General features: G+C 37.9%; 17 protein-coding genes. 6 read left to right on the forward strand and 11 right to left on the reverse strand.

Going from position 1 to position 21,355, the window contains the following annotated elements; translation table 11 throughout:
* Positions 1 to 14: 14 nt before the first annotated feature.
* From TRESU_RS07370 to TRESU_RS07410, 9 genes are all read right to left on the reverse strand, one after another.
* Positions 15 to 1,055, reverse strand: coding sequence for an aldose epimerase family protein (locus tag TRESU_RS07370; protein WP_013701624.1), 1,041 nt, complete (start codon positions 1,053 to 1,055; stop codon positions 15 to 17).
* A gap of 96 nt (positions 1,056 to 1,151) precedes the next feature.
* A complete protein-coding gene (locus TRESU_RS07375) occupies positions 1,152 to 1,730 on the reverse strand; it encodes a hypothetical protein (protein WP_013701625.1) in 579 nt (192 codons plus the stop codon).
* A 6-nt stretch (positions 1,731 to 1,736) separates the two neighbouring features.
* Entirely contained in the window at positions 1,737 to 2,075 is a 339-nt protein-coding gene (locus TRESU_RS07380) for a hypothetical protein (protein ID WP_013701626.1), read from the reverse strand.
* 105 nt (positions 2,076 to 2,180) lie between these two features.
* Positions 2,181 to 3,476, reverse strand: coding sequence for a hypothetical protein (locus TRESU_RS07385; protein WP_013701627.1), 1,296 nt, complete (start codon positions 3,474 to 3,476; stop codon positions 2,181 to 2,183).
* A 1-nt stretch (position 3,477) separates the two neighbouring features.
* Entirely contained in the window at positions 3,478 to 4,266 is a 789-nt protein-coding gene (locus TRESU_RS07390) for an outer membrane lipoprotein-sorting protein (RefSeq protein WP_041612315.1), read from the reverse strand.
* Positions 4,267 to 4,315: 49 nt separating this feature from the next.
* Positions 4,316 to 5,602, reverse strand: a complete 1,287-nt coding sequence (locus tag TRESU_RS07395; RefSeq protein WP_013701629.1) for an ABC transporter permease — start codon at positions 5,600 to 5,602, stop codon at positions 4,316 to 4,318.
* Positions 5,602 to 7,125, reverse strand: coding sequence for an ABC transporter permease (locus TRESU_RS07400; RefSeq protein ID WP_041612020.1), 1,524 nt, complete (start codon positions 7,123 to 7,125; stop codon positions 5,602 to 5,604). Before TRESU_RS07400 ends, TRESU_RS07395 begins: the two co-directional genes overlap by 1 nt.
* A 232-nt stretch (positions 7,126 to 7,357) precedes the next feature.
* Positions 7,358 to 9,040 (reverse strand): 2-isopropylmalate synthase, encoded by a 1,683-nt coding sequence (locus TRESU_RS07405; protein WP_013701631.1) that lies wholly within the window; start codon positions 9,038 to 9,040, stop codon positions 7,358 to 7,360.
* A 250-nt stretch (positions 9,041 to 9,290) separates the two neighbouring features.
* Entirely contained in the window at positions 9,291 to 11,519 is a 2,229-nt protein-coding gene (locus TRESU_RS07410) for a DUF4954 family protein (protein WP_013701632.1), read from the reverse strand.
* An 83-nt stretch (positions 11,520 to 11,602) separates the two neighbouring features.
* Here TRESU_RS07410 and TRESU_RS07415 point away from each other — a divergent pair, with 83 nt between their 5' ends.
* Positions 11,603 to 14,368 carry a M16 family metallopeptidase gene (locus tag TRESU_RS07415; protein WP_013701633.1) on the forward strand — a complete coding sequence of 922 codons (2,766 nt, stop codon included), beginning with the start codon at positions 11,603 to 11,605 and terminating at the stop codon, positions 14,366 to 14,368.
* Here the strand turns inward: TRESU_RS07415 and TRESU_RS07420 are convergent.
* Complete coding sequence (locus TRESU_RS07420) at positions 14,344 to 14,967, reverse strand: 5-formyltetrahydrofolate cyclo-ligase (protein WP_013701634.1); 624 nt, start codon at positions 14,965 to 14,967, stop codon at positions 14,344 to 14,346. The genes TRESU_RS07415 and TRESU_RS07420 overlap by 25 nt on opposite strands.
* Before the next feature lie 77 nt (positions 14,968 to 15,044).
* Between TRESU_RS07420 and TRESU_RS07425 the strand changes: the two genes are divergently transcribed.
* The 5 genes from TRESU_RS07425 (at position 15,045) to TRESU_RS07445 (ending at position 19,787) form a co-directional block, all read left to right on the forward strand.
* The gene (locus tag TRESU_RS07425) at positions 15,045 to 16,328 is read left to right on the forward strand and encodes a deoxyguanosinetriphosphate triphosphohydrolase family protein (RefSeq protein ID WP_013701635.1); all 1,284 of its coding nucleotides are present in this window, start codon (positions 15,045 to 15,047) and stop codon (positions 16,326 to 16,328) included.
* Between the two features lie 14 nt (positions 16,329 to 16,342).
* Positions 16,343 to 16,783 carry a YkgJ family cysteine cluster protein gene (locus TRESU_RS07430; RefSeq protein WP_013701636.1) on the forward strand — a complete coding sequence of 147 codons (441 nt, stop codon included), beginning with the start codon at positions 16,343 to 16,345 and terminating at the stop codon, positions 16,781 to 16,783.
* A 207-nt stretch (positions 16,784 to 16,990) separates the two neighbouring features.
* Positions 16,991 to 17,491 carry a carbohydrate binding domain-containing protein gene (locus TRESU_RS07435; RefSeq protein ID WP_013701637.1) on the forward strand — a complete coding sequence of 167 codons (501 nt, stop codon included), beginning with the start codon at positions 16,991 to 16,993 and terminating at the stop codon, positions 17,489 to 17,491.
* A gap of 72 nt (positions 17,492 to 17,563) precedes the next feature.
* Positions 17,564 to 18,448: a hypothetical protein gene (locus tag TRESU_RS07440; protein ID WP_013701638.1), complete on the forward strand. Its 885-nt coding sequence runs from the start codon at positions 17,564 to 17,566 to the stop codon at positions 18,446 to 18,448.
* A gap of 103 nt (positions 18,449 to 18,551) precedes the next feature.
* On the forward strand, positions 18,552 to 19,787 hold the full coding sequence (locus TRESU_RS07445) for a glycoside hydrolase family 53 protein (RefSeq protein WP_013701639.1): 1,236 nt from the start codon (positions 18,552 to 18,554) through the stop codon (positions 19,785 to 19,787).
* A gap of 39 nt (positions 19,788 to 19,826) precedes the next feature.
* Here TRESU_RS07445 and TRESU_RS07450 read toward each other — a convergent pair whose 3' ends face one another.
* Positions 19,827 to 21,266, reverse strand: coding sequence for a caspase family protein (locus TRESU_RS07450; protein ID WP_169309748.1), 1,440 nt, complete (start codon positions 21,264 to 21,266; stop codon positions 19,827 to 19,829).
* Positions 21,267 to 21,355 lie beyond the last annotated feature (89 nt).

The following is a 21,355-nucleotide window of genomic DNA, read 5'->3' on the forward strand; positions in this document are numbered from 1 at the left end:
ATAATTGCTGAAAACTAAAAACCAAATTTATAAACCGTAGTTTCATGGTACAGTTTTTCTGGAGTTACTATGCAACTTGGAAAATTCTCATGGTTCGGAGCATCAGGATAAGCCTCAGTTTCCATGCAGACAGCGTCATGAGATTTTAAAGGATAGCCGTTCTTTCCAACTCCATCAATAAAATTTGCTGTATAAATCTGGCAGGCAGGCAACGTTGTAGAAACTGTCATTGTGCGTCCGCTGGCAGGATCTTTTAACACCGCGAATTCAACTAAACTTCCATTATATGAATCAATGCAATAAGCATGGTCATATCCCGAGCCAGTTTCTTTTATATCTTTGCCAATAAGTTTTGGAACTCTAAAGTCAAAAGCTTTTTTTTCATCAACAGAACAAAGGTTTCCAGACGGAATGAGATGCTCGTCAACTTCAACAAATTTTGAGCAATCCATCTTGAGTTCCTGATCTTCAATAGAACCGCCATCATAGCCTTTCAAATTGAAATAAGCATGGTTCGTAAGGTTTACTGGAGTTGGAGCGTCTGTCTTGGCAAAATAATCCAAAGTAAGCTCATTGTCTTCATTTAATGTGTAGGTGACTTTTATTTTCAAATTGCCAGGCATATTTTGTTCGCCAGCAGGACTTATTCGTGAAAATTCAATTCCAAGACCTTTGTCAGTACGGATTTTTTTTGCAGACCACAGCTTCTTTTCGTAACGGTCGAAGCCGCCATGAAGACAGTTTTCGCCGTCATTTTTATCAAGCTGGTAAGTTTTTCCATTTAGAGAAAAAGCAGCGCCGCCGATTCTGTTTGCAAAGCGACCAACTACAGTTCCAAAACAGCTACCGCTAGAAGCATAGCCTTCCAAAGTTGAACAGCCCAAAAGAACATCGACTTTTTTTCCGCCTTTTGCAGGTAAAAGAATGCTTGTAATTGTGCATCCATAATCTATAGCAGAAAAGCTCATGGAGCCATTTGAAACTGTGTACAAATGAACTTTTCTTCCATCATACAGAGTTCCAAATTTGACCTTTTTAAATTTCAAATTACTCATAGATAAAAATATACTCTGATTCGTTTCAAAGTTCAAGAAAAAAAAGCTATTTTGGGAAAATATTTATTAAAACAAGTCCGCAAAAATTATAAAAAATTAAGAAAATTCTATTACAAGTTTTACTTCCTGAATACTTCGGCCTGTTTTTCTTGCAATTTCTTCTGCCGGAATTCCAAGGGCGCGCAGTTCCAAAACCTGTACTTTAAAGTCTTTTTTAGGAACAATAGGATTTTCCGACATAAAAAGCTCAGGCTCAACTACGGGAATTTTCCTGACTTCAACTTCCGGTCTGGGAAGATTTTTTATTCCAAGCTCATTTTTCGCCTTTTCTGTAAAAAACAAGTCGCCCTGCATAAAGGAATTTTTGGAAGCAGAGTCCAGTTTTTTCTGAAATGATTTTGAGCTTTCAGCAAGAGAAAGCTCTTTTTTTAGCATTCCGATTTTTCGTTCAGCCTCTGCGGAAACAGCTTTCAACTGCTTGATTTTATCTTCTATTAAATCGATGCTTCTTCCAGCGTTAAAGTTTATACTCTTGATAATTTCTTTTGCCTTTTCATTGGTTTCTTCAATAATTTTATCTGTGGAAAAAAAAGCGTTGAACTTCTTAAAAAAGACAACCCACATGAGTATATTGAAAAATATTATAAAAACAGCAATGGTCAACGCAAACGGCATTTCTTTTCAGCTTGTAATATCAATATGCTGTCCAAGATTCGGATCTTTTATTTCGTAGACAGTAGGCTTTTTAATCTCTGGCTCTTGCTTTGCGGATTTTCCTTCTCCCTGCAAAAGACCTTGTCCAGCTCCTCCGCCCTGACTCACGTCAGCCTTAATTTTTGCAGAATCTTCGCTTTGGGAAGTTTCTGTAACAGTCTGGGCTTTTTGAGTCTGCTGCTGAGCCGTTTTTTCCAGATGCTGCCTGTTCGACATGCTTGCAGTCTGAACTTGCGAAGCATTAAACTGCCCAATCTTATCCATCTGAGAATAAATGGTAGAAAGATCTATAGGCTGAACAGCCATAAGCACCTCGCTTTTTATAATGTAAAAAATCTGCAAAAAAAATTCAGAAATATCCTATAAACAATATTATATATATTTCCGTAGAAAATCAACACAAACAACAGTTTAATAGTCCATTTTTACCTGAATTGAGCTTCCAAGCCGGATCATGTAAATTTTATTTTCGTAGTTTGCATCAATCTGATGATAGCGGACTTCAATACCTGTGTTCCATTCCGCATTTGGAAAAAGCCCTGATTTTATAAAGCCAAATTTCACAAGACCGCTTTTGTCATCTTCTGTTTCACTTTTTATAATATGCTGCCATTGCAAGCCAAGCTTCATGTCTTTATTTTTTCCAAGACGCTTCAAGCCCATATCAAGATAAATTCGGCAGCTGTTTTTTTCAAGTTCTTTGTTGTAAGAATTCTGAAATTCAAAGTTCAAGCCGAAATTCGGATCACGTCCGTCCCACAAATGGTAAAATCCGCCTGTAAAAACGTACTTTGAAATATCGCGGTGATCATCCGCAAGTTTTCCGATTCCCTGAAAATAAAGATCTGTTCCAAAAACAGTCCGTTTTGCTTCTGCACCGACAGTTACTGGAGTTGAGCCAGTTTCCGGCTTTGGATTTTTTCTTCCAAAAATATTGAAAGTTGTATGGAAAAATGTCATTTCAAGAGAACCAGCCGCCGAAATGTCTTCAAATTCAGGCTCTGTTGAAGTTCCGTTGTACAAAATAATTCCAGACAAAGTTCCAGTCCAAAAAGGAATGCGCAAAAGTCCAGAAACGGTGTCGGAACTGTCGCTTAAAATATTTGTGTAAAGATAGCCTTGCTTTTCAATTGTCTGGCGGATTTGCTCTTTTTCTTCTTCGGTAAGCTTCTCGTAGTCGGTATCTGTATAAAGGCTGTATGCGTTTTCTCCGCTGAAAAGTCTTGTATATCCCCAGGTAGTCTCCTTCTTTCCTGCTGTAATGTAAATTCTGTCCCAAATCAGATAGTCAAAATAAAGCTCGTCAAGTTTTATGGAATCTTTTTTTGGCGGAAATTTTACGCTGGTTGTTCCGCGCACAGAAAGTGTTTTGTCCAGACGCGCCATAAAATAAATATAATTCGCCAAGTCAAAATAAACTGAATTCTTAAATTCATTATTTTCGGAATTCTGATTGTGCTTAGTTCCATAGTATCCAAAGTCAGATTCAAAATGACCTGTGAATTTCAGCGGGATAAAATACTCGGAAGTTCCAATCTTCAACGTTTGCTTGGAAGAAACGTATTCCGAAGCATCGGACTGCTCAACAACAATGTCTTCTGATTCTGAAAAAAGCAAATCATCATCAAACGAAACATCATCTTCCGCCTGAGAAAAACCAAGAGAAACGCAAAAGAAAAACACCGCTATAAAAAAAATCCGCTTCATTTTACTTTTCGCTCATCATCTCAAGATATGGCTTTGTGTAAACTGAATTTTCAACACGGTCAAAAGTTATATTTGTAATCGTAATCTGAGTGCGCTCGAACTGAGTTTTTTCGCCGATTTTCTTTCCGCGCAGATTGTCCGTGATAAGCATTTTTACAGGAATATAATAGTTTTGACTTGCAGACTGAACTATCTGATACGAAGGAATCGCGGTTGTTCTAAGCTTCTGGCCGGAAAGGCTGTAATCTTCCTTTTTGCGCACAAGCCCGTCATTTTTTGTAACCCAAAGACGTAATTCAGGATAATCCACATTTTGAACTTTTGCCTTTAACACAAACATTACGCATTCAAGTTTTCCAAGCGTTACTTCCGAAGAACTTTCTATTGAATAATCCCTGTAGTAAAACTGCGGCGCAAAGTCTGAATTGTTCGCGTTTGTATTTTGAAATTTGTCCCGCGCGCTTGTGAATGTAAATCTGTGGTCGGCAGGATCATAGAACCAGATATTGTTGTCATACTGAAGATAGCCTTTTCCTTTGTCTTTTGCAGGTCCTGTAACAAGAATTGTCCATTTTGACTCGCTGTCCCTGCGGTACATAATTGCCTCTGTAGCATTTTTTCCTTCACCGGGCTTTTCTTGAACAACTGAATAAAATCCTTTAAAATCCGTTCCGTAAAAAGCTGTGTTTTCCTGCGCCTGCTTTAAAAGCTCATCATGGGAAGCCGCAAAAACACAAATTCCTGCGGAAACAAAAAAAATAAAACTGACAATTTTCTTAAAACTTTTCATAGTCCATCCATTAAATATTTTAAGTTTTAAATTATTAACAAGCATAAATTCATTCTGTTACAGTCAATGCCTGAACTGGCGTAATTCTTATAGCGGCTCTAAGCGAAAACAAAACCGCAGTAATTGTAGTAATAATTATAACCATAAAAATGAGCATTGCGCCGCAAAAAGAGTTCATGGGAACAATATATCCGTTTGTCAAAAACATATCAAACGCCGGAATAAAAGAAAAATTGAACTGCTTTACAATGAATTCCAAAAGCAAGCAAAATCCCAAGCCACACGCACAGCCGGAAATTAAAAGCACAAATGCTTCACTAAGCAAAAGCAAAATCACAGAGCCACGTTCCATTCCAATCGCCTTGTAAATTCCGATTTCATTTATACGCTTCATTACAATAACTTTATAAGTGCTGCTGATTCCAACGACAATTATTATTACAAGAGCCGCAATTACAAGCGAAGTTATTATTTTCATTGCGTCAATTATAACGCCCAAATCTTCCATGTTTGCGTCCAAAACTATAAACGCATAAATCGGCTCACTGAATTGTCCGGCTAAAAGCGGATCATAAAAATCGTACTTATCATTAACCAACTTGAACATATTGAATTCTTTTTCAAGAAGAGCCTGATATTTTAAAGAGTCTTTTGTAGAAGGAACTGAATCAGGAAAAAATATTCCGATTCTATTTGCATAGAATTCCGGAGAGCAATAAGCCTTCCGCAGAAAATCAATGTCAACATAAGAAGTGTAAGTTCCAAACACGCTTGAATCTTTGAAAATGCCTTTTACAACAAGCTGAACAGTATTTATGTATCCAGGTCCGGTTCTAAGCATAAAGGTTATAGAATCTCCAGTTGAAACTTCCAGCATGGATGCGATTTTTTCTGAAATCAAAATACCGTTTGTTCCTGCAATTTTGTCTGCGCTTCCCTGCACGTAATTGAATTTTGAAAACAGAATTTTTTCTTTTTCAAAGTCAACGCCTTTTATTACACGCTGACGGATTTCAACACCTTCATAATAAAAAGAAGCAGAATCCGCATCAAAATCAAACCTTGGGGAAATAATAGTTCCAGCCGGAAAAACACCAGAAAGTTTTTCAACAAATTCCCGGCAATCGTAAAATTCCAAATTATTTCTTCCGCCTAAGAACTGATAGTTTCCGCCGTAATAAATTTCAGCCTTCGTAGAAAGAGAATACAACATTCCATTTATAAGAAAAAAAGAAAAAAGTGAAACTCCGGCACCAATAGCGCAAACAAAAAAAAGAGAAATGTACTGCCGCCACCTTAAAAGCAACGAGCGAACGGAAAGGTTAACATAATTCATTAGACTGCCCCCTGCATAGCCTGAACAGGATTAACTTTTAAAGCGGTTCTAACAGGATAAATCCAGCCCAAAAGTCCAAGCAAGACAGAAAGAAGCATTGACTTGCACATAATTGAAAACGACGTAGAAACAACAAGATGGTCAGTTCCAAAAAGTTGAATCAAAAAAACATTTTTAAATTCAATATTCATGGAAGACAATGCGGCTGTGCATACAGCTCCCAAAATGCAGCCCAAAATTCCAGCCGTTATTGTAAGCATAAAAGTTTCGGCCATACACTGAAGCGAAACAAAAACTCTTGAAGCTCCCTGCGCTCTTAAAGTTCCAATTTCCTGAGTTCGATTCAGGACATTTACAACAAGCGTATTGTTTATGATTATAAATCCTGCCACAAGAATAACAATTACACCCGCATTGAAAATTACACGCATCCAGTAAAGATACAAAGCTGTGCTTCCGGCGGCAGTTCTCCAGGCAACGGCACGCACTGGCCAGGAATTCTTTTTAAAAATTCTATTTAAATTTCCTATTGTCTTTTTTGAATTTTCACCTTGAGAAAGAGAGCAGACTACATAGTTCCAGGAAGAACTGTCAAAAATTTTTGGCTCTTCCAATGCAGGCTGAATTTCTTCAAACGGATTTTCGACAACAACTGCACCTACATCTTCAGCATCGTCAAAAAGAGATTCTATATCCAAATCGCTTTCAAGCAAATCTGTTTTTTCTTCTCCAATAAAGGAAGTGTCCGCAACAGATTCAGACATATCCATAAGCGAACGGACAGTAAAAGCATCGGCAAGAACAATTCTATCCAGCGTGGAATTTTCAACAGGATATTCATAAATGCAGGAAAGTTTTGCCGCGCGGATTCTAAAAGTCGGACCGTCAACAACAAGAAACTGAACTGTGTCTCCAATAGAGATATTCATTTCCTGCGCATATTTTTTTGAAAGCATCACGCCTCGTTCAGTATCTGAAAAAGGCGAGCCTTCAAGAATTTTTATAGCAGACATACAGTCCAAATACTTTGCGGCAGGAACTCCAAAAATCCATACAGGTGTTCTTTCCCCGTTAAATTCCAAAGCGGCTGTTCCCGTTACCTGCGGAACACTTTTTTCTATTTCAGGAATCGAATTCAGGCAGTCGGAAATTTCATTAAAAGGAACAAGCGTATTTATTTTTGTAAGAGTTCCCGTTACCGGAGTTTCGTCTCCAAAAAGGCTCAGCGGAATATCACTTTTAGGAAAAATCGCAAGGTCACCTGTAAAGCTTTTGGAAAAAACTTTTTCAATTCCGTTTTCTGTGCTGTCAAAAACTGAATTTATAACAGCCATGAGCATAACGGCAAACGCAATAAAAAGAACAATAACAAACGAGCTTTTTCTTGATACGATATTCTTAAAAGCCAAATAAAAAAGCATTTTCAGTCCCGGAAAAAAATTACAGCCGCCCCCCAAAATAAGAGCAACTGCATTATAACAGATTTTTCTATGCAATTCAATGAAGAAAAATTTTTGAGTCATGGCAAACGCATTATAAATGTATTCAGCATAAAACTGGCTCCCAGACACGGTTTTCTGGTTCAAAATCGCGCAATAATGCGCTACACGCTGATTGTTGCAAAGTAACTATAGAACTACCTGCTCATGCGGTCTCAACAATCAGAGTGTTTTTGACCCAGAAACCGTTCCTTCGCGCAAACTTTACTTAAATTATTTATAATGCGTTTGCCCTGCTTTTTGAGTTCTATAAAATCTATTTTATCTGGTTCAATGCGCTTACAACAGCGTCAACACCGGCGCGGCCAACGTTAGTCGATTTTCCAGCTCCCCAGTACTGGTTTCCGTCTTCGCACGTAATCTGTACATAGGCAACTGCGGAAGTATCGTTTCCTGTTCCAATACTATGCTCATGGAATGCCGTTATGCTGAACTTAGGAGCAGGAATTTCAGAAAGCGCGCCAGCAAATGCATCAAGAGGTCCGTTTCCAGTTTTTCCGATTGAATAGCGTTTTCCTTTCCATTCAACAACAGCGCGGCAAGAAGTAGACTCGGAATTTTCTTTTCCTTCAAGATGAGTTTCAGCCAAATCAACAATTGAAAGATTTCCTTTCGCTTCAAGCCAATGCTTAACAAAAAGATTGTAGATTTCAGACTTGTCAAGCTCACGCTGGGATTCATCGGCAGCTTTCTTTATCAGCTCGCCAAGAGCAGGATGCATTGCCTTTGGAAGACAAATTCCGTATTCCTGCTCAAGAATATAAGCCGCTCCGCCTTTTCCAGACTGGCTGTTGATTCTGATGATTCCCTCGTACTGCCTGCCAATGTCGTGCGGATCAATAAGAATGTAAGGTACATCCCAAAGCGCGTTTTTAGGCATTTTTGTGCGCGCAGCCATTCCTTTTCTAATTGCGTCCTGATGGCTTCCGCTGAACGCAGTAAACACAAGCTCGCCAACATAAGGAGTACGCGGATTTATTTCCATTTCCGTAAACTTTGTATAAAGCTCGCCGACGCTCTGAATGTCATGGAAATCAAGCTGAGGATCTATTCCCTGGCTGTACATATTCAATGCAACATTCACTATGTCTAGATTTCCTGTCCGCTCTCCATTTCCAAAAAGGCAGCCTTCAACTCTGTCTGCTCCGGCAAGCAAAGCTAGCTCGCAGGAAGCAACGCCAGTTCCACGGTCATTGTGGCAATGTGTGCTTATAATTATGTTCTGGCGGTCGGAAATATGCTCTGCAAAATATTCAATCGCATCCGCATAAACATTCGGCGTATAGCATTCAACAGTTGTCGGAAGATTCATAATAATTTTGTTGTCCGCAGAACAGCCCCATTCATTTTTTACAGCCTCGCAGACTTCAACCGCATAGTCAATTTCAGTATGTGAAAAACTTTCCGGGGAATATTCAAGGCGGATTCTTTTTCTGTCCTCGTCGGAAAGGCAGGACTTTATGCACTTTACGCCGTCAACCGCAATCTGCTTGATTTCTTCCTTGGATTTATTGAAAGTATATTTTCTCTGCGCAGGTGAAGTCGAATTATAAATATGGAAAATCGCCTGTTTGCAGCCCTTGAGAGATTCCATAGTTTTCTTTACAAGAGCCTCACGCGCCTGACACAAAACCTGAATCGTAACATCATCAGGAATATGATTTTCTTCAATAAGACGGCGGATAAATTCATATTCAGTGTCGCTTGAAGCAGGAAATCCAACTTCAATTTCTTTAAATCCAAGTTTTACAAGCAAATCAAAAAACGCAAGCTTTGTATCAATTCCCATTGGATTTACAAGAGCCTGATTTCCATCTCTTAAATCAACAGAACACCAGACCGGAGCCTTTGTTATTTTGTTTGAAGGCCACTTTCTGTTCGGAAGCTCAATGTCGCCAACGCGCGCATACTTTCCGTTCGGATTCATACTTGCATTCATAAATACCCCTTGTTTTATAAAAATACATTTTAATATAAAAAAAAGACCTGCCGCCAAACGACAGGTCTGTAATTTACAATAATAAGCAACTTACTAGCAACCGTCAGTCCGGCAAACAAAAGAGAAATCTAGTGCTAGTAGAAGAATTGGTTTTTTCATATGAATAGACTTTACAGCAAAGCATATAACGATGTCAAGAGAATGAAAATGAAATGTTTTCAAACATTTTCAAAAATTCCCAAAACAAAACTCAATGCATAAGCACAAAAAGCTTGTTCAGCGAATTTATAAAGTCTTCCGTTGACTCCTTTAGTTTTTTTAGGAACTCATCATCTCTTAAAGTTCCAAGCACAGCATTTTTTTCCTCTTCATTTCTAAATGTTATTGAGCGGAAATAATCTGTGAAATCTTTTTCGCGTATAGAAATCGAAGACTCAAGCATATTCATTGCAACAAAAGCAACGTCCTGCAAAATATTTTCAAAGTCGCCGGCATTAAATTCTGTAATTTTCTTGGAATAAAGAAATTCTATTATATAAACGGAATAGCGCGCCTTATATTCTGTGTAGTTTTTCTGGCAATCATCGTAATAAGCGTGAACTTGCTGCCAATTGTTTATACAATGCGATTTTATTTTTTCAAAAAGCCCTTCAACTTTTTCTTCTGGAATCAACTGGCCGCCAACATTGTACCATTTCGTATAAAGCGGAATTTTTTCAATTTCAGAAAAATCAGTCTGACAAAGACTTTCGCGGTTGTTTTTTAAAACATATTCCATCAAACTTTCAGCCGCAAAATACTTTAAAACACGGCGGTATTCCTTGTAGCCTTGCGCAGGCTTGTAAATAATCGCTCCGAATTTTTTCTGGCAACGGTCATCAGTAAGAAGAAATTTTGAATCTGGATTCTGATGAAGATAATCTTTTGCAATCTGAAGAAGCGAAGCGGAATCCTTTGCAGACTTTGCAAGCTCCCGGAATTTTTCAAGAAGCTCAGGATAGGAATTTTCCTTTGTCATTTTCCGGCAGTCATCAGACGGAAGCTTTAAATATCTTGAAGTAAGTTCAACAAGCCTGTTAACAGAAAAAATAATTTCCTGCACAGTATCCGGGGCAAGAGGATTCGTTTCAATGTGCTGAACTTTTATAAACCTTTTGTCGCGCGCCTGAAATTTATATTTATTACGCACAATTGCAAACATATTATGCAAAAACCAGTAAGCAGGAATAATATGAACAGTGCAGTCTTCGTAGCTTGGAGCAACCAAAGAAAATGGATAAGTTATATTCAGCTCATTTACATAGCTACCTTTTGAAGCAAGAACAAATGAAGCGAATTTTGAATCAAACTTAAAATCCGAGCAAAGTCCAGGCCAGAATCCACGGCCAGCAATCATCTCGCAGTCAGGACTTCTTGAATTGTGGTTAGAACCAATTGTCGCCGCAGAAGCTATATTGCTCTGCCCCATTACAGTTGAAGCAATCAGGAATGAAGAATTGTGATGCTGCTCATGGAAAGGAAAAATCAAGTTATTTAAAAGCTCGCAGCATGAAACTGTAGAATTGTCTCCAAGCACAGAATTTAAAAGACGTGCGCCGTATTTCAAGTGGCAGTTTCTTCCAATGACAAAACGGACTGCTATAGCCTGATAAAAAACATGGCTTCCAAAGCCCATTATTCCATTGACCATCTCCACGCCTTCTCCAATCTGGCTAGGCTCGTCCTCCGAAGAAAGAATTGTAATGTTTTTAAGCTTTAGAGCGCCTTTTATGTAAGCGCATGAACAGATCTTCACATCTTTTAAAAGCGTTGAATTTTTTATGACAACATCATCTTCTACAATTCCATAAGTTCCAAGCTCTTTTGATTTTCCAAATTCAGTGAGTTCAACAAAACGCTGCATAAGTTCTTTATCTTCACGGAATCTTGACCATAAAAAAGCATCAGCCGGAATCATATCAGTAAAAGGAAGAACTGCACGCCGGTTATTTTCGTTGCCAACGCCAATCCAAATTCTATTTGACTCAGGCTCGCCTTCTTTTAAAAGTCCCTCTCCAAATTTTGAATGTTCCGTGCACGACATTTCCATTATATTGAAGAGAATTACACGAGAGCCGATTTTGTAGTTTTCAAGATACCTTACATTTTGAACAGCGCAATTATCACCAATGCAAACATTCTTTAAATTTGAACTGTAAATTCCTGTCCGAAGCTTTAAATCATGGAACGAAATTTCAGAATCGAAAAGTTCTCCAATAATAACAGTTCCAGAAAAATCGCTCTGGCGGATTTGCGACGGATTAAATTTCCCATATTCAGAGCTTACAAAAAAATTTTTCCATTCAGAATCGGACGAAGAATTCCCATTTTTTTCTAGAATTGCAATTTCTTCAGATGTTGGGTTTCTCTTTCCCTTTATAAAATCAGGATTTATTTTTTTTAAATTATCTATTTTAGAAGATGGAATTATCTTTAGCATAAATTCTATTATATACGACAAGTCAATAAAAGCCAAGAAATATTTCAATTGGAAAAAACAAACATGAATGTTATAATGAAAACATGGTAAAAAAGATCTTCTTATGCGCAGCATTTTTTTTCTGTATTAACTTTGTTTTTTCCCAGGCCGAATCAGAAAAGGAAAACAAGCCGGAGCTAAGCATTTCAACACTTCAAAACGGACTCACAGTTTTTATACTTCCTGATGAAACAAGCGCGCTTTTAAATATTGAACTTGTTGTAAAAGCAGGTTTTTCAAGCCAGACTTCATCCACCGCGGGATTTTTTCCTTTATACACAAGGCTTTTTTCAAAATCAGAAAAAGCAAAAGAAATCTTAAAAGCGTTTTCGATACAGTCAGAATGCAATGCGGATTCTTCTATGTTCAAAGCAAAAGTTCCGCCTGAAAATTTAAAGATTTATCTGGAACAAATTGCACAATGCGCTGCTTCTCCAAATTTCAGCGACAAAGACATTGAAGATGAGCTTTCGCAAATGAAAACAGAAAGCCTTGCATATTCAAAAAGCACAACAGGATTTATAAACAGCGCAATTGACTCGCGGATCTTTTACAAAGAACCTTGGAAACATGATTCTGGAATTTATCCGGCAATTTTTTCAGGCTACAATGCAAAACAAGCAAGAGCAATTTTATATAATTTTGTTTCAAAAGAATTTTATACGCCATACAACAGCGCGCTTTTTATCACTGGAAATATAACAGAAAAAAAGGCTCTGGAAATTTCTCAGGAAGCATTTAAAGACTGGAATTCCAAAAGCACAGATTCAGTCTTTGAAAAATTCAAAACTGAAAATTCGCAGCAACGCAAAAGTAAAAAATTTGTTCTTGTAGCAAATGAGTTTTCTTCGGAGCTTACACAGATTGTTGTTCAATACACTTCACTGTCTCAAAACCAGGCGGATATTTTGTCATGCGCTTTCAACAATGAAAAATCAAAATATAAAACAATGGTTCCGCAAATTCCAGAACTAAATATAAGAAGCGCAGATTTTATAACAGCAGCCTCCGCAATAAAAAATGGAAACGCAAGATTTATTTTGCAAGCATTAATCGAAGAACCTCCGAAAGGAAAAAACATTGCAGACCAAGCGCAGACTTTTTTAGCCGGAACAGCGGAATGCGCAAATCTTACCGAAGATGAAATGAAACTTGCACAAAATGAATTAATAAAAAAATACCAAGAACTTGAAGGAAATTCCAGCAATTTAATTTACAAACTTGCAGAATTCTGGGCAATGAATAAATTTGAAACACCTGAAACTTTTTACCAGAACTTTGAGGAATCCGTTTTTCAAGTAGAAAATGAAACATCAGAAAATATTTCAAAAGCAATTTTAAATGAAGAACCTTATATTTTTTTGCTCGTAAACAACACTGTTTATAAAAAGAACAAAAAATCATTTGATGAACATGGATATGAACTTGCAACACAAGAAAACGCCTCTTGGTACACAAATGAACTTCTTGCAAAAAAAGCAAAGCAAGAAATGCAAAAGGCACTTGAAAAATCCAAAGCAAATAAAAACCCAACGATAGAAATAAGACCTGCAGATTACTTTTACTTTAACAGCATAGAATCCATAAAACATCAAGAATTAAAAAATGGAATTCCTGTGTCAGTTAAAGAAAATCCAAAGTCAAAAACTGTCGCAGTTTGCATTTCAATTTCAGGCGGAAAATTGGCATCCCCAGAATCAGAAAAAAGTTTAAGAGCTGTTTTAATTTCCGCAGTTGCAAAAAATTCTAAAATAGTAAAAATAACAAGTCAAACAGACGAAACGATTTCATACATTTTATTTGAAGTCTTCAAAGAAGAACTAGAAAATGCACTCAAAAAGATTTCAGACGCACTGATTTATGAAACAGTTACTCCAGTGCAGGGAGACTTGCTTTTTAGAGAAGAAGGATATGAACAGAGACTGAAAAACGCAGATTTAGGTTTTCAAATGAAATCAAACGCTCTTGCATATCTTTACCGTTCAACTCCATTCAGCAAAATTTTTAGAATAGAAGAAAAAGAACGCAACGCTTCGTCATACCAAGCATTGCTCTTAGAATACACAAAACTTTTGGACGCTTCATTGTACTCAATTGTAATTTGCGGCGATATTGAATTTAATAAAGCCATAAAATATTGCCAAGACACATTTGAAATTTTAAAGGAACAATCCGAACGAAAAGAACTTGAACTTCCAAAACCATCATTCAAAAACAAAGAAAGAAAAGTCCAGCTCAAGCATATTTACACAACGGATCTTCCTGCAAAACTTGCACCCAAAGAATCTCCAAGACTTGTTCCAACAAAAAACTTTTTTGATCCGGCGCAGATTTATTTTAAATCGCCATACAATACAGATGAAGATGTAGAAATTTTCAATTCGCTGCTTTCAATGTTGTGCACAGAAATTCAATCTGTTCTTGGAAACGAAATTTCATGCAAGGCAGAAGAAGCTTCAATAAAAATTCCAGTCGGAATAATTCAAGCAGACGAATTAAAAAGAACAGGAATATTTTTTGACGCTTACAAAATTGCAAGAGAAAAACTTATCAAAGAACTTTCTGAAGAAAAATACAAGAACTGGACTTGCGAAAAAATAAAAATTCAGTGGAAGCAAAAAAATCTTTCCGCAACACAAACCAACAGCGGAACAGCAAAAGCCATGGCCATATTTCAGAAAAAAGAACAGTACTTGACAAATTATCTTTACATTGAAAATTCTACGCCGCAAGACTTTTTAGATGCAATGGAAAAATATTTTCCAGCAGAGCCATTGATGAAAGTTTATTCCGCGGACTCAAAGAAATAGCATTTTCTATCTGAAAAAACTGAATCCATAAAAATATCATTTTCATCAACAGGGATATTTTCCTTAATCTGAAAATCAAAGCAAAGTCCGGCTAGAAAAAGTTCACAGTTATTCTGGGCGCATTTCTTTTTTAAACTAGAAAGATAAATATCGTAAAACCCCATTCCATGTCCAAGCCTCTGCCCCTTGCTTCCAAATGCCACACCCGGAACAACAACGCATATTTTCTTTTGTACAAAGTTATCAGCATTGAACAAGTTTTGCTTTTTTTCAATCGGCTCGCTAATTCCAAATGCTCCAGTTTCAAGTTGCTTAAGAATTTTTATTGAATTGTCAAGAATATAGAAATTCATCCTTTGAGTTTTAGGAACAACTTTTGGAACAGCAACGATTTTATTTTTCATCATAAGCGCGCAGTTTATTTCTTGTGGAGAAATTTCATTTTTTAAATCTATATAAGAGAGCACAATATCAAAATTATTTTTCAAGACAAATTCAAAAAGCAAACCACACGCTTTTTTTGACGCAGAAAGTTTTTTCTCTGCACTTACTGCGGACAATTCAGTTTTCAAAAGCTTCCTAAGTTCATTTTTTGTCATGCGAAAATATTAAACTATTTAAATATAAAAAGTCCAGTTTTCTTGTAAAAATCCAAAATAAAATATAAACTTTTTTTATGAAAGATTCTTTTGCTTCTGTAAAAACTGACGAAAAAAATCCAAAGTGGCAGCAATGCATAAAACGCGAAAACACACTTTACAACCGCGGAAACGACATAAGATCAGAATTTGAGCGCGACTACACAAGGCTTCTTCATTGCGAAGCATACCGCCGCTTAAAGCACAAGACACAAGTTTTTTATGCTCCACAAAATGACCATATCTGCACAAGAATTGAGCACGTAAACCACGTTGCCAGCGTAAGCGCGACAATCGCAAAATACTTGGGACTGAACCAAGAACTTACGGAAGCAATCGCAATCGGACACGACATAGGACACGCTCCGTTTGGACACACAGGAGAAGACATTTTAAATTCCCTCATTAAAAATCAGAAGGAAGGAAAAAACGCTCCAAAGAAATTCTGGCACGAACGCAACAGCCTTTTCTTCGCAGACTTTATAGAAACACTTCAAGACCCAGACGGAATTTCAAAGAATCTTGACTTGACTTATGCAGTGCGAGACGGACTTATTTGCCACTGCGGAGAAATTGACCAGCAGGGACTCAAGCCGCGTGAAGAAGCAATTGACTTGTATTCAATAAAGCGGCCGGGAATTCTCCAGCCATTCACTTGGGAAGGGTGCATTGTAAAGACAAGCGATAAAATCGCATTCCTTGGCAGAGACATAGAAGACGCAAGATCCTATCATATTCTTGACATGGCGGCATACAGACAGCTGCGCGAAATTGTAGGCGCAACGCTTGGACTTGGTCCAAACAAAAAATATTCACTGCATACAACAAACGGAGCATTCAGATCAGGCAGAGCCGTAAACACAACAGTTTTAATAAACGACATGATTGTAGACTTATGCGCGCAAAGTTCCCCAGAAAACGGCATTTGCTTTAGCGAGCCGTATTTTAAATTCATACATGAACTAAAAAGATTCAGCCTTGCAAACATTTACAATAACTGGCGGCTTTTAGAATTCCAGCGCTATGCGGAAAATGTGCTTTCGTGCATTTACAGAACGCTTATGAAAATTCAAGTTTACGCCCAGAACAGACGAGTTGAAAATGTCCTGCGCTATTCCCCTGAACTTCAAAAAACTTTTTCAGACTGGCTTGTAAAATACACAAACTACAATCCGCAGAAAAAAGAAATCATGCGTTACAAGACAAAAGAAGTGTTCGACGTGAACGACAACGAAAGTTGGGAAAAATGCATTGTTGAATACATAAGCGGAATGACCGACCAGTACGCAATCAAAGTTTACGAAGAAATAATTTCATTTTAGAGTATAAAAACAAAATGTCTTACACAGAAAATTTAAAATTCAAATGCGCGCAATGCAAAAACTGCTGTTGTCTTAAAGGCGGAGTTGTTCTTCTAAGCAAAACTGATCTTGAAAAGCTTTGCAAATGGGCTGAACTTACAAAAGAGCAATTCACAGAAGTTTACTGCCGCAAGCTAGAAAATGCCGACAGAAAAACATATTTGTGCCTAAAAGACAAAAACAAAACTGAATGTATATTCTGGAACAAAGAAAAAGGCTGCGAAGCATACAACGCGCGTCCAGTCCAATGCCGAACCTACCCTTTTTGGACAAAAATCATAGAATCCAAATCATCATGGGAAGCTGAAAAAAACTTCTGCCCGGGAATAAATGAAGGCAATGAGATTCCGCAAGAAGAAGTATGCGTACAATTAAAATTATACGAAGAAAACAAAAAACATCTGATTATAGTTTAGATAATATTTTAATATCATTACCGGACTTGCCCAGATAATCTATAAAAATTTACAAAAAACATGAAAATTTTTCTTGACAGCACAAAAAAGAGGATTTACAATTTTTACATCAACACGTGTAAACAAACCGTGCGTAATCATTCAATCAAACTGTTCCCAGCGCACTCATCTCACAAACCCAACTTCATTTTTTTATCAGGAGGAAAAATGAAAAAAACACTTACTGCCATTCTAACGCTCCTTTTTGCAGCAGGTCTTTCTTTTGGTCAGAATCTTTTAAACGACAGTTCCTTTGAAAGCGGAAACTTAAGCACTTGGAACTTAACAGGCGACAGCGCAGACTGCTATGCTGAAAAAAACAAAGGCAATGCGCATTCAGGAGAATGGAGCTACCACTACTGGAAAAAAACAGCATTCACGGCTTCACTCGACAAAAAAATCACAGGACTTTCCAACGGAACTTACAAACTTTCTGTATGGTCAATGGGCGGTGGAGGCGAAAACGCAATCAAGCTTTTTGCACGCGGATTCGACAATTCTGGAAAAGAAATTTCAGCGCAGATAAAAAACACCGGCTGGAAAAAGTGGAAGCAATATTCAATTGAAATTCCAGTTCAGAACGGAGAGGTTGAAATTGGAATTTTCGTTGACGCGAACAAAGAAAACTGGGGAAATCTTGACGACATAGAGCTTGTAAAGCTTAACTAATTTTTTTAATAAGGAAACATACTATGAAATTTATAAGGAAAAACATTTTAACTGCGGTATTTTTTTCAGTCTTTGCAATTCTTCTGGGGGGGGGCACTCATTTCTTGTAGCAACGGAAGCTCAAGCAGCGATGAAGACGACGATGAAAGCTCATACGGAACAAAAATATACAGCGAAAGCGTAACATTTTCGGAAACACCAACGCAAATAGTTTCAGCAGAAACGCTTGCAGACCTAAGCATAAAATCACTTACAATAAAAGTAATAAACGTAAACTATTCAGGAAGCGATGACTGGTGGTTTACTGCCTGCTCTGACAGTTCCTGGAGCAATGAAGCAAAACTTGAGTGGCAGTCAGGAGAAGGTACAAACTCGCTTTACCTTGCAACAATCACAGACGCAGCAGCAATCGCCGCATACAAAGCAAATGGAATCTACATCGCAGGAACAGACAGCGCAACAGCCGCAGTTTCAGTATTCTATGTTGAAGGCGAAGCAGAAGAGTCAAATGCAAGTTCAGGAAGTGACTCTCAAACAGAAAATACCACAACTTCTAATGAAACTTCTTCTAGCGAAAATGAAACTACAGGAACTTCTTCCAATGAAAACGAAGATAACGGTTCTAGCAGTGAGGAAGCCTTAATTGAATCTTTTTCATCAAATACAAGAAGTGCAAACTTTACAATTTCCAGTTCATATCAACTTTTAATGAAATATGAAACTGTAAATTCTGCTAGTAAAGTAACAATTACAATCTCAGATGTTCAAACAGGAACTTCAAATGGAGATTGGTGGTTCGCCAGTGGCACAGATTCTTCCAAATGGAAAGCAGACATTGCATGGAAAGAAGGTAATTATTACGAATTAGAAATTTCTGATATTTCTGAATATTCCAAAGGAATTTATCTAGGTGGTCTTGAAGGCTTAAGTGGAACAGTAACAGTTTCCTACGAGTAAAGCAAATTTTTATTAACCATGTCATTCCCGTGCCACGACACGGGAATCCATTGAAGCAACTTCAGTTTGAATCTATAATCACAAACACTTTAGAGGTAAAAAAATGAAGTTCAAAAGCATTTTTTCAGTTTTTATAGCACTTTTTTTATTTTTATCACCAGCCTGTTCTGCTCCCTCCGAAAGCACAGATGAAACTCTCGGACTAAACGCAGACTTCATGCGCGGATTCGATGCGTCCATGGTCTCACAGCTAGAAGAATACGGAAGCAGTTTCTACAACGAAAACGGAGCAAAAGAAGACATATTTAAAATTCTAAAAGCGCACGGAGTAAACTGGATTCGCCTTAGAATCTGGAATGAGCCACAAGACTCAACACCGGGACAAAATAACTACGAGCGCACACTCGCAATGGCAAAGCGCATAAAGCAAAACGGCTTGAAGTTCCTGCTTGACTTTCATTATTCAGACAGCTGGGCAGATCCTGCAAAACAAAGTCTTCCCGCTGAATGGGACAACGTTTCAAGCATAGAAGAGCTCTGCAGCAAAGTCAGTGAATACACAAAGAAAATTCTTACAGACTTAAAAAGCGAAGGCTGCGCGCCAGACCTTGTTCAGCTTGGAAATGAGATCAATTCCGGAATGTTTCTTACAAAGTCAGACGGAACAACTGCTTCCAGAATTGACTGCTACTCTTGGACAGGACACACAGAAGGAAACAAGAATCTCCTAAAAGTTTTACAATCCGCATCCAGCGCGGTTTCAGAAATCGACTCCAGCATAAAAAAAATGATTCATCTTGCAAGCAGCAAAGGAGACAACTTTGACTGGTGGTTCAAAAATCTGCAAAACCTGAAAGGTGTAGACTACGACTATATAGGCTTAAGCTATTATCCTTTTGAAGAACACGGAACATTGAAGCAGCTGCGCGAAAATATATCATATCTAAAAAAGACTTACAAAAAGCAAGTTCTAGTTGCGGAAACTTCCTGGGCATGGTCAATGGAAGCCTACGGCGACAGCACAAACAATATAGTATGGTACGAACCAGCCGGAATCCAAGCTGCAAAAAATCTTGTGGACTCCAAAAGCACAGAGCTCAAAAATTTAAAGACACAGACTTACAACGGAAAAAAATGCGTTTCTGCTTCAGTGCAAAATCAAGCAACAGTTGTAAAAGCAATAATGGAAGCTACATCCAATGCAGGAGGCTGCGGAATCTTCTACTGGGGCGGAGACTGGATTCCAAATTCAAAAATCCAAGACACCTGGGAAAATCAGACGCTCTTCGATCTTGAAGGAAAAGCCCTCGAAAGCCTGAATGTGTTTTTAACAGAATGACATTGCCGTTGCCGGAAAATGCGGCATTTTTTTACATTGCTACTCTGACAGTTTTTCTGAAATCGGGAAATCCTGCCGGCGCAGCTCTTTCTGCGGAACCTGCTCATAGCCCCATTTTTCATAGCTTAACTCAGGAACTTGATTTTCCACATAGCTTGAAAGTTCTGTCAAAGTTACAAAACCGTCTCCGTCTGAATCCGCATTTCCTGCAAGTCCGTCCAAGAGAACATAAGTAAAAACACCATGACCGTTGTAGCCTTCCATTGCAGACTGACTATCCGAAGCCGCCGCTAAAATTGCGTGTCCTGTTGCCCTTGAAAGACGCTCGAATATTCCCTTGTCTCCCATTCCACGTTTATTTGAATCCGCAAAGAATGAGCCAGAATTGCAAGTGTCCAGCATCATCAAAGTTTTGCCAGCTTTTATAAGTGAAAGATTTTTCGTCAAATCACTTTTTGAAATTGCCTTGAGAGGAATATCGGTTTTATTCGTGTAACGGAAATTAACAGGAATAAAATAATAGTCGCCGTCATCATAAGTCGTTCCATGTCCTGAAACAAAGAAAACAAAAACATCATCCGCAGTTACAGTTGAAGAAAGTTCTTTAAATTTTTGCTCCAAACCTTCTTTTGTAACCTCGGCATCTTTTAATGAATAAACACAAACATTCTGATAAAGTCCGTTTTGTTGCTTCTTGAATGATTCTTCAATTGAAGCCGCATCCGGCACACAATAATTAAGCCACAAATCTTTATCGCGGTATTTGTTCACGGCAACCGTAAGAACATACAGATTCGGCTTGGAAGTTTTTCCCTGCCAGTTTACATCTGCGCTAGCACTACGGCTTTCTATCATTCCAGCGGAATTCATCGCAAACGCTTCAATTTTATTCTGTCCGTTCTGCAAAGTAACTGTATGCCTGAATATTTTCTGCTCGCCTTTGCTCGATGCAACACCTTCAGAAAGCCGGATTGTTTTTCCATTCAAGACAATGCTGACATTCCCGATTCCGCCGCCAGTATTCTGCACGCAAATATCAAAAGTAACATCGCGGCTATCAGACAGTTCTGGCAGATTTTTTATGGCAACAGCAGGAGCATTTCCACTGCGCACAATTGAAGCAAGATTCACTTCCTTTGCATATTCTGAAATATCCTCGCCACGCATTTTTGCCGCAACCAAGTCCGGGCGATACAACTTGTCATAAACCTGATCAATGCCAATTACATCCATGCCGTCAACAATATGCACAAGATTCTTCATAGCCCATTCCGTACCAGTAAAGAAACCTTCGGGAGTGTATGTGAGATAGTCGCCGTTTTTACCATTAATAATTGTGTAAATAAGAGAACCAGTTTCAACATTCCAGACTTTTATGGTAAATCTATCACTGACAGTAATAGATTTATCATCAATAGAAGTATTTGCGTAATTTACAGAATCTATACGTTTTTCAGTTTTCACAACCTTTTTAGTCATTTCAGTATTATCATAAAATACCACCGTATTACCTTCTGCGGAAAAAATAAATTTTTCCTTAGTAGTATAACGCCAGCTTTTTTTATAAA

The organism is Treponema succinifaciens DSM 2489 (assembly GCF_000195275.1).
GTDB classification, from domain to species: Bacteria; Spirochaetota; Spirochaetia; order Treponematales; family Treponemataceae; genus Treponema_D; species Treponema_D succinifaciens.

Coding starts and splice junctions, on each gene's coding strand:
- TRESU_RS07435 (WP_013701637.1), top strand. CDS start 16,991: ATGAAAAAAACACTTACTGCCATTCTAACGCTCCTTTTTGCAGCAGGT.
- TRESU_RS07400 (WP_041612020.1), bottom strand. CDS start 7,125: ATGACTCAAAAATTTTTCTTCATTGAATTGCATAGAAAAATCTGTTAT.
- TRESU_RS07410 (WP_013701632.1), bottom strand. CDS start 11,519: ATGCTAAAGATAATTCCATCTTCTAAAATAGATAATTTAAAAAAAATA.
- TRESU_RS07425 (WP_013701635.1), top strand. CDS start 15,045: ATGAAAGATTCTTTTGCTTCTGTAAAAACTGACGAAAAAAATCCAAAG.
- TRESU_RS07385 (WP_013701627.1), bottom strand. CDS start 3,476: ATGAAGCGGATTTTTTTTATAGCGGTGTTTTTCTTTTGCGTTTCTCTT.
- TRESU_RS07395 (WP_013701629.1), bottom strand. CDS start 5,602: ATGAATTATGTTAACCTTTCCGTTCGCTCGTTGCTTTTAAGGTGGCGG.
- TRESU_RS07415 (WP_013701633.1), top strand. CDS start 11,603: ATGGTAAAAAAGATCTTCTTATGCGCAGCATTTTTTTTCTGTATTAAC.
- TRESU_RS07445 (WP_013701639.1), top strand. CDS start 18,552: ATGAAGTTCAAAAGCATTTTTTCAGTTTTTATAGCACTTTTTTTATTT.
- TRESU_RS07390 (WP_041612315.1), bottom strand. CDS start 4,266: ATGAAAAGTTTTAAGAAAATTGTCAGTTTTATTTTTTTTGTTTCCGCA.
- TRESU_RS07380 (WP_013701626.1), bottom strand. CDS start 2,075: ATGGCTGTTCAGCCTATAGATCTTTCTACCATTTATTCTCAGATGGAT.
- TRESU_RS07420 (WP_013701634.1), bottom strand. CDS start 14,967: ATGACAAAAAATGAACTTAGGAAGCTTTTGAAAACTGAATTGTCCGCA.
- TRESU_RS07450 (WP_169309748.1), bottom strand. CDS start 21,266: ATGACTAAAAAGGTTGTGAAAACTGAAAAACGTATAGATTCTGTAAAT.
- TRESU_RS07430 (WP_013701636.1), top strand. CDS start 16,343: ATGTCTTACACAGAAAATTTAAAATTCAAATGCGCGCAATGCAAAAAC.
- TRESU_RS07370 (WP_013701624.1), bottom strand. CDS start 1,055: ATGAGTAATTTGAAATTTAAAAAGGTCAAATTTGGAACTCTGTATGAT.
- TRESU_RS07375 (WP_013701625.1), bottom strand. CDS start 1,730: ATGCCGTTTGCGTTGACCATTGCTGTTTTTATAATATTTTTCAATATA.
- TRESU_RS07405 (WP_013701631.1), bottom strand. CDS start 9,040: ATGAATGCAAGTATGAATCCGAACGGAAAGTATGCGCGCGTTGGCGAC.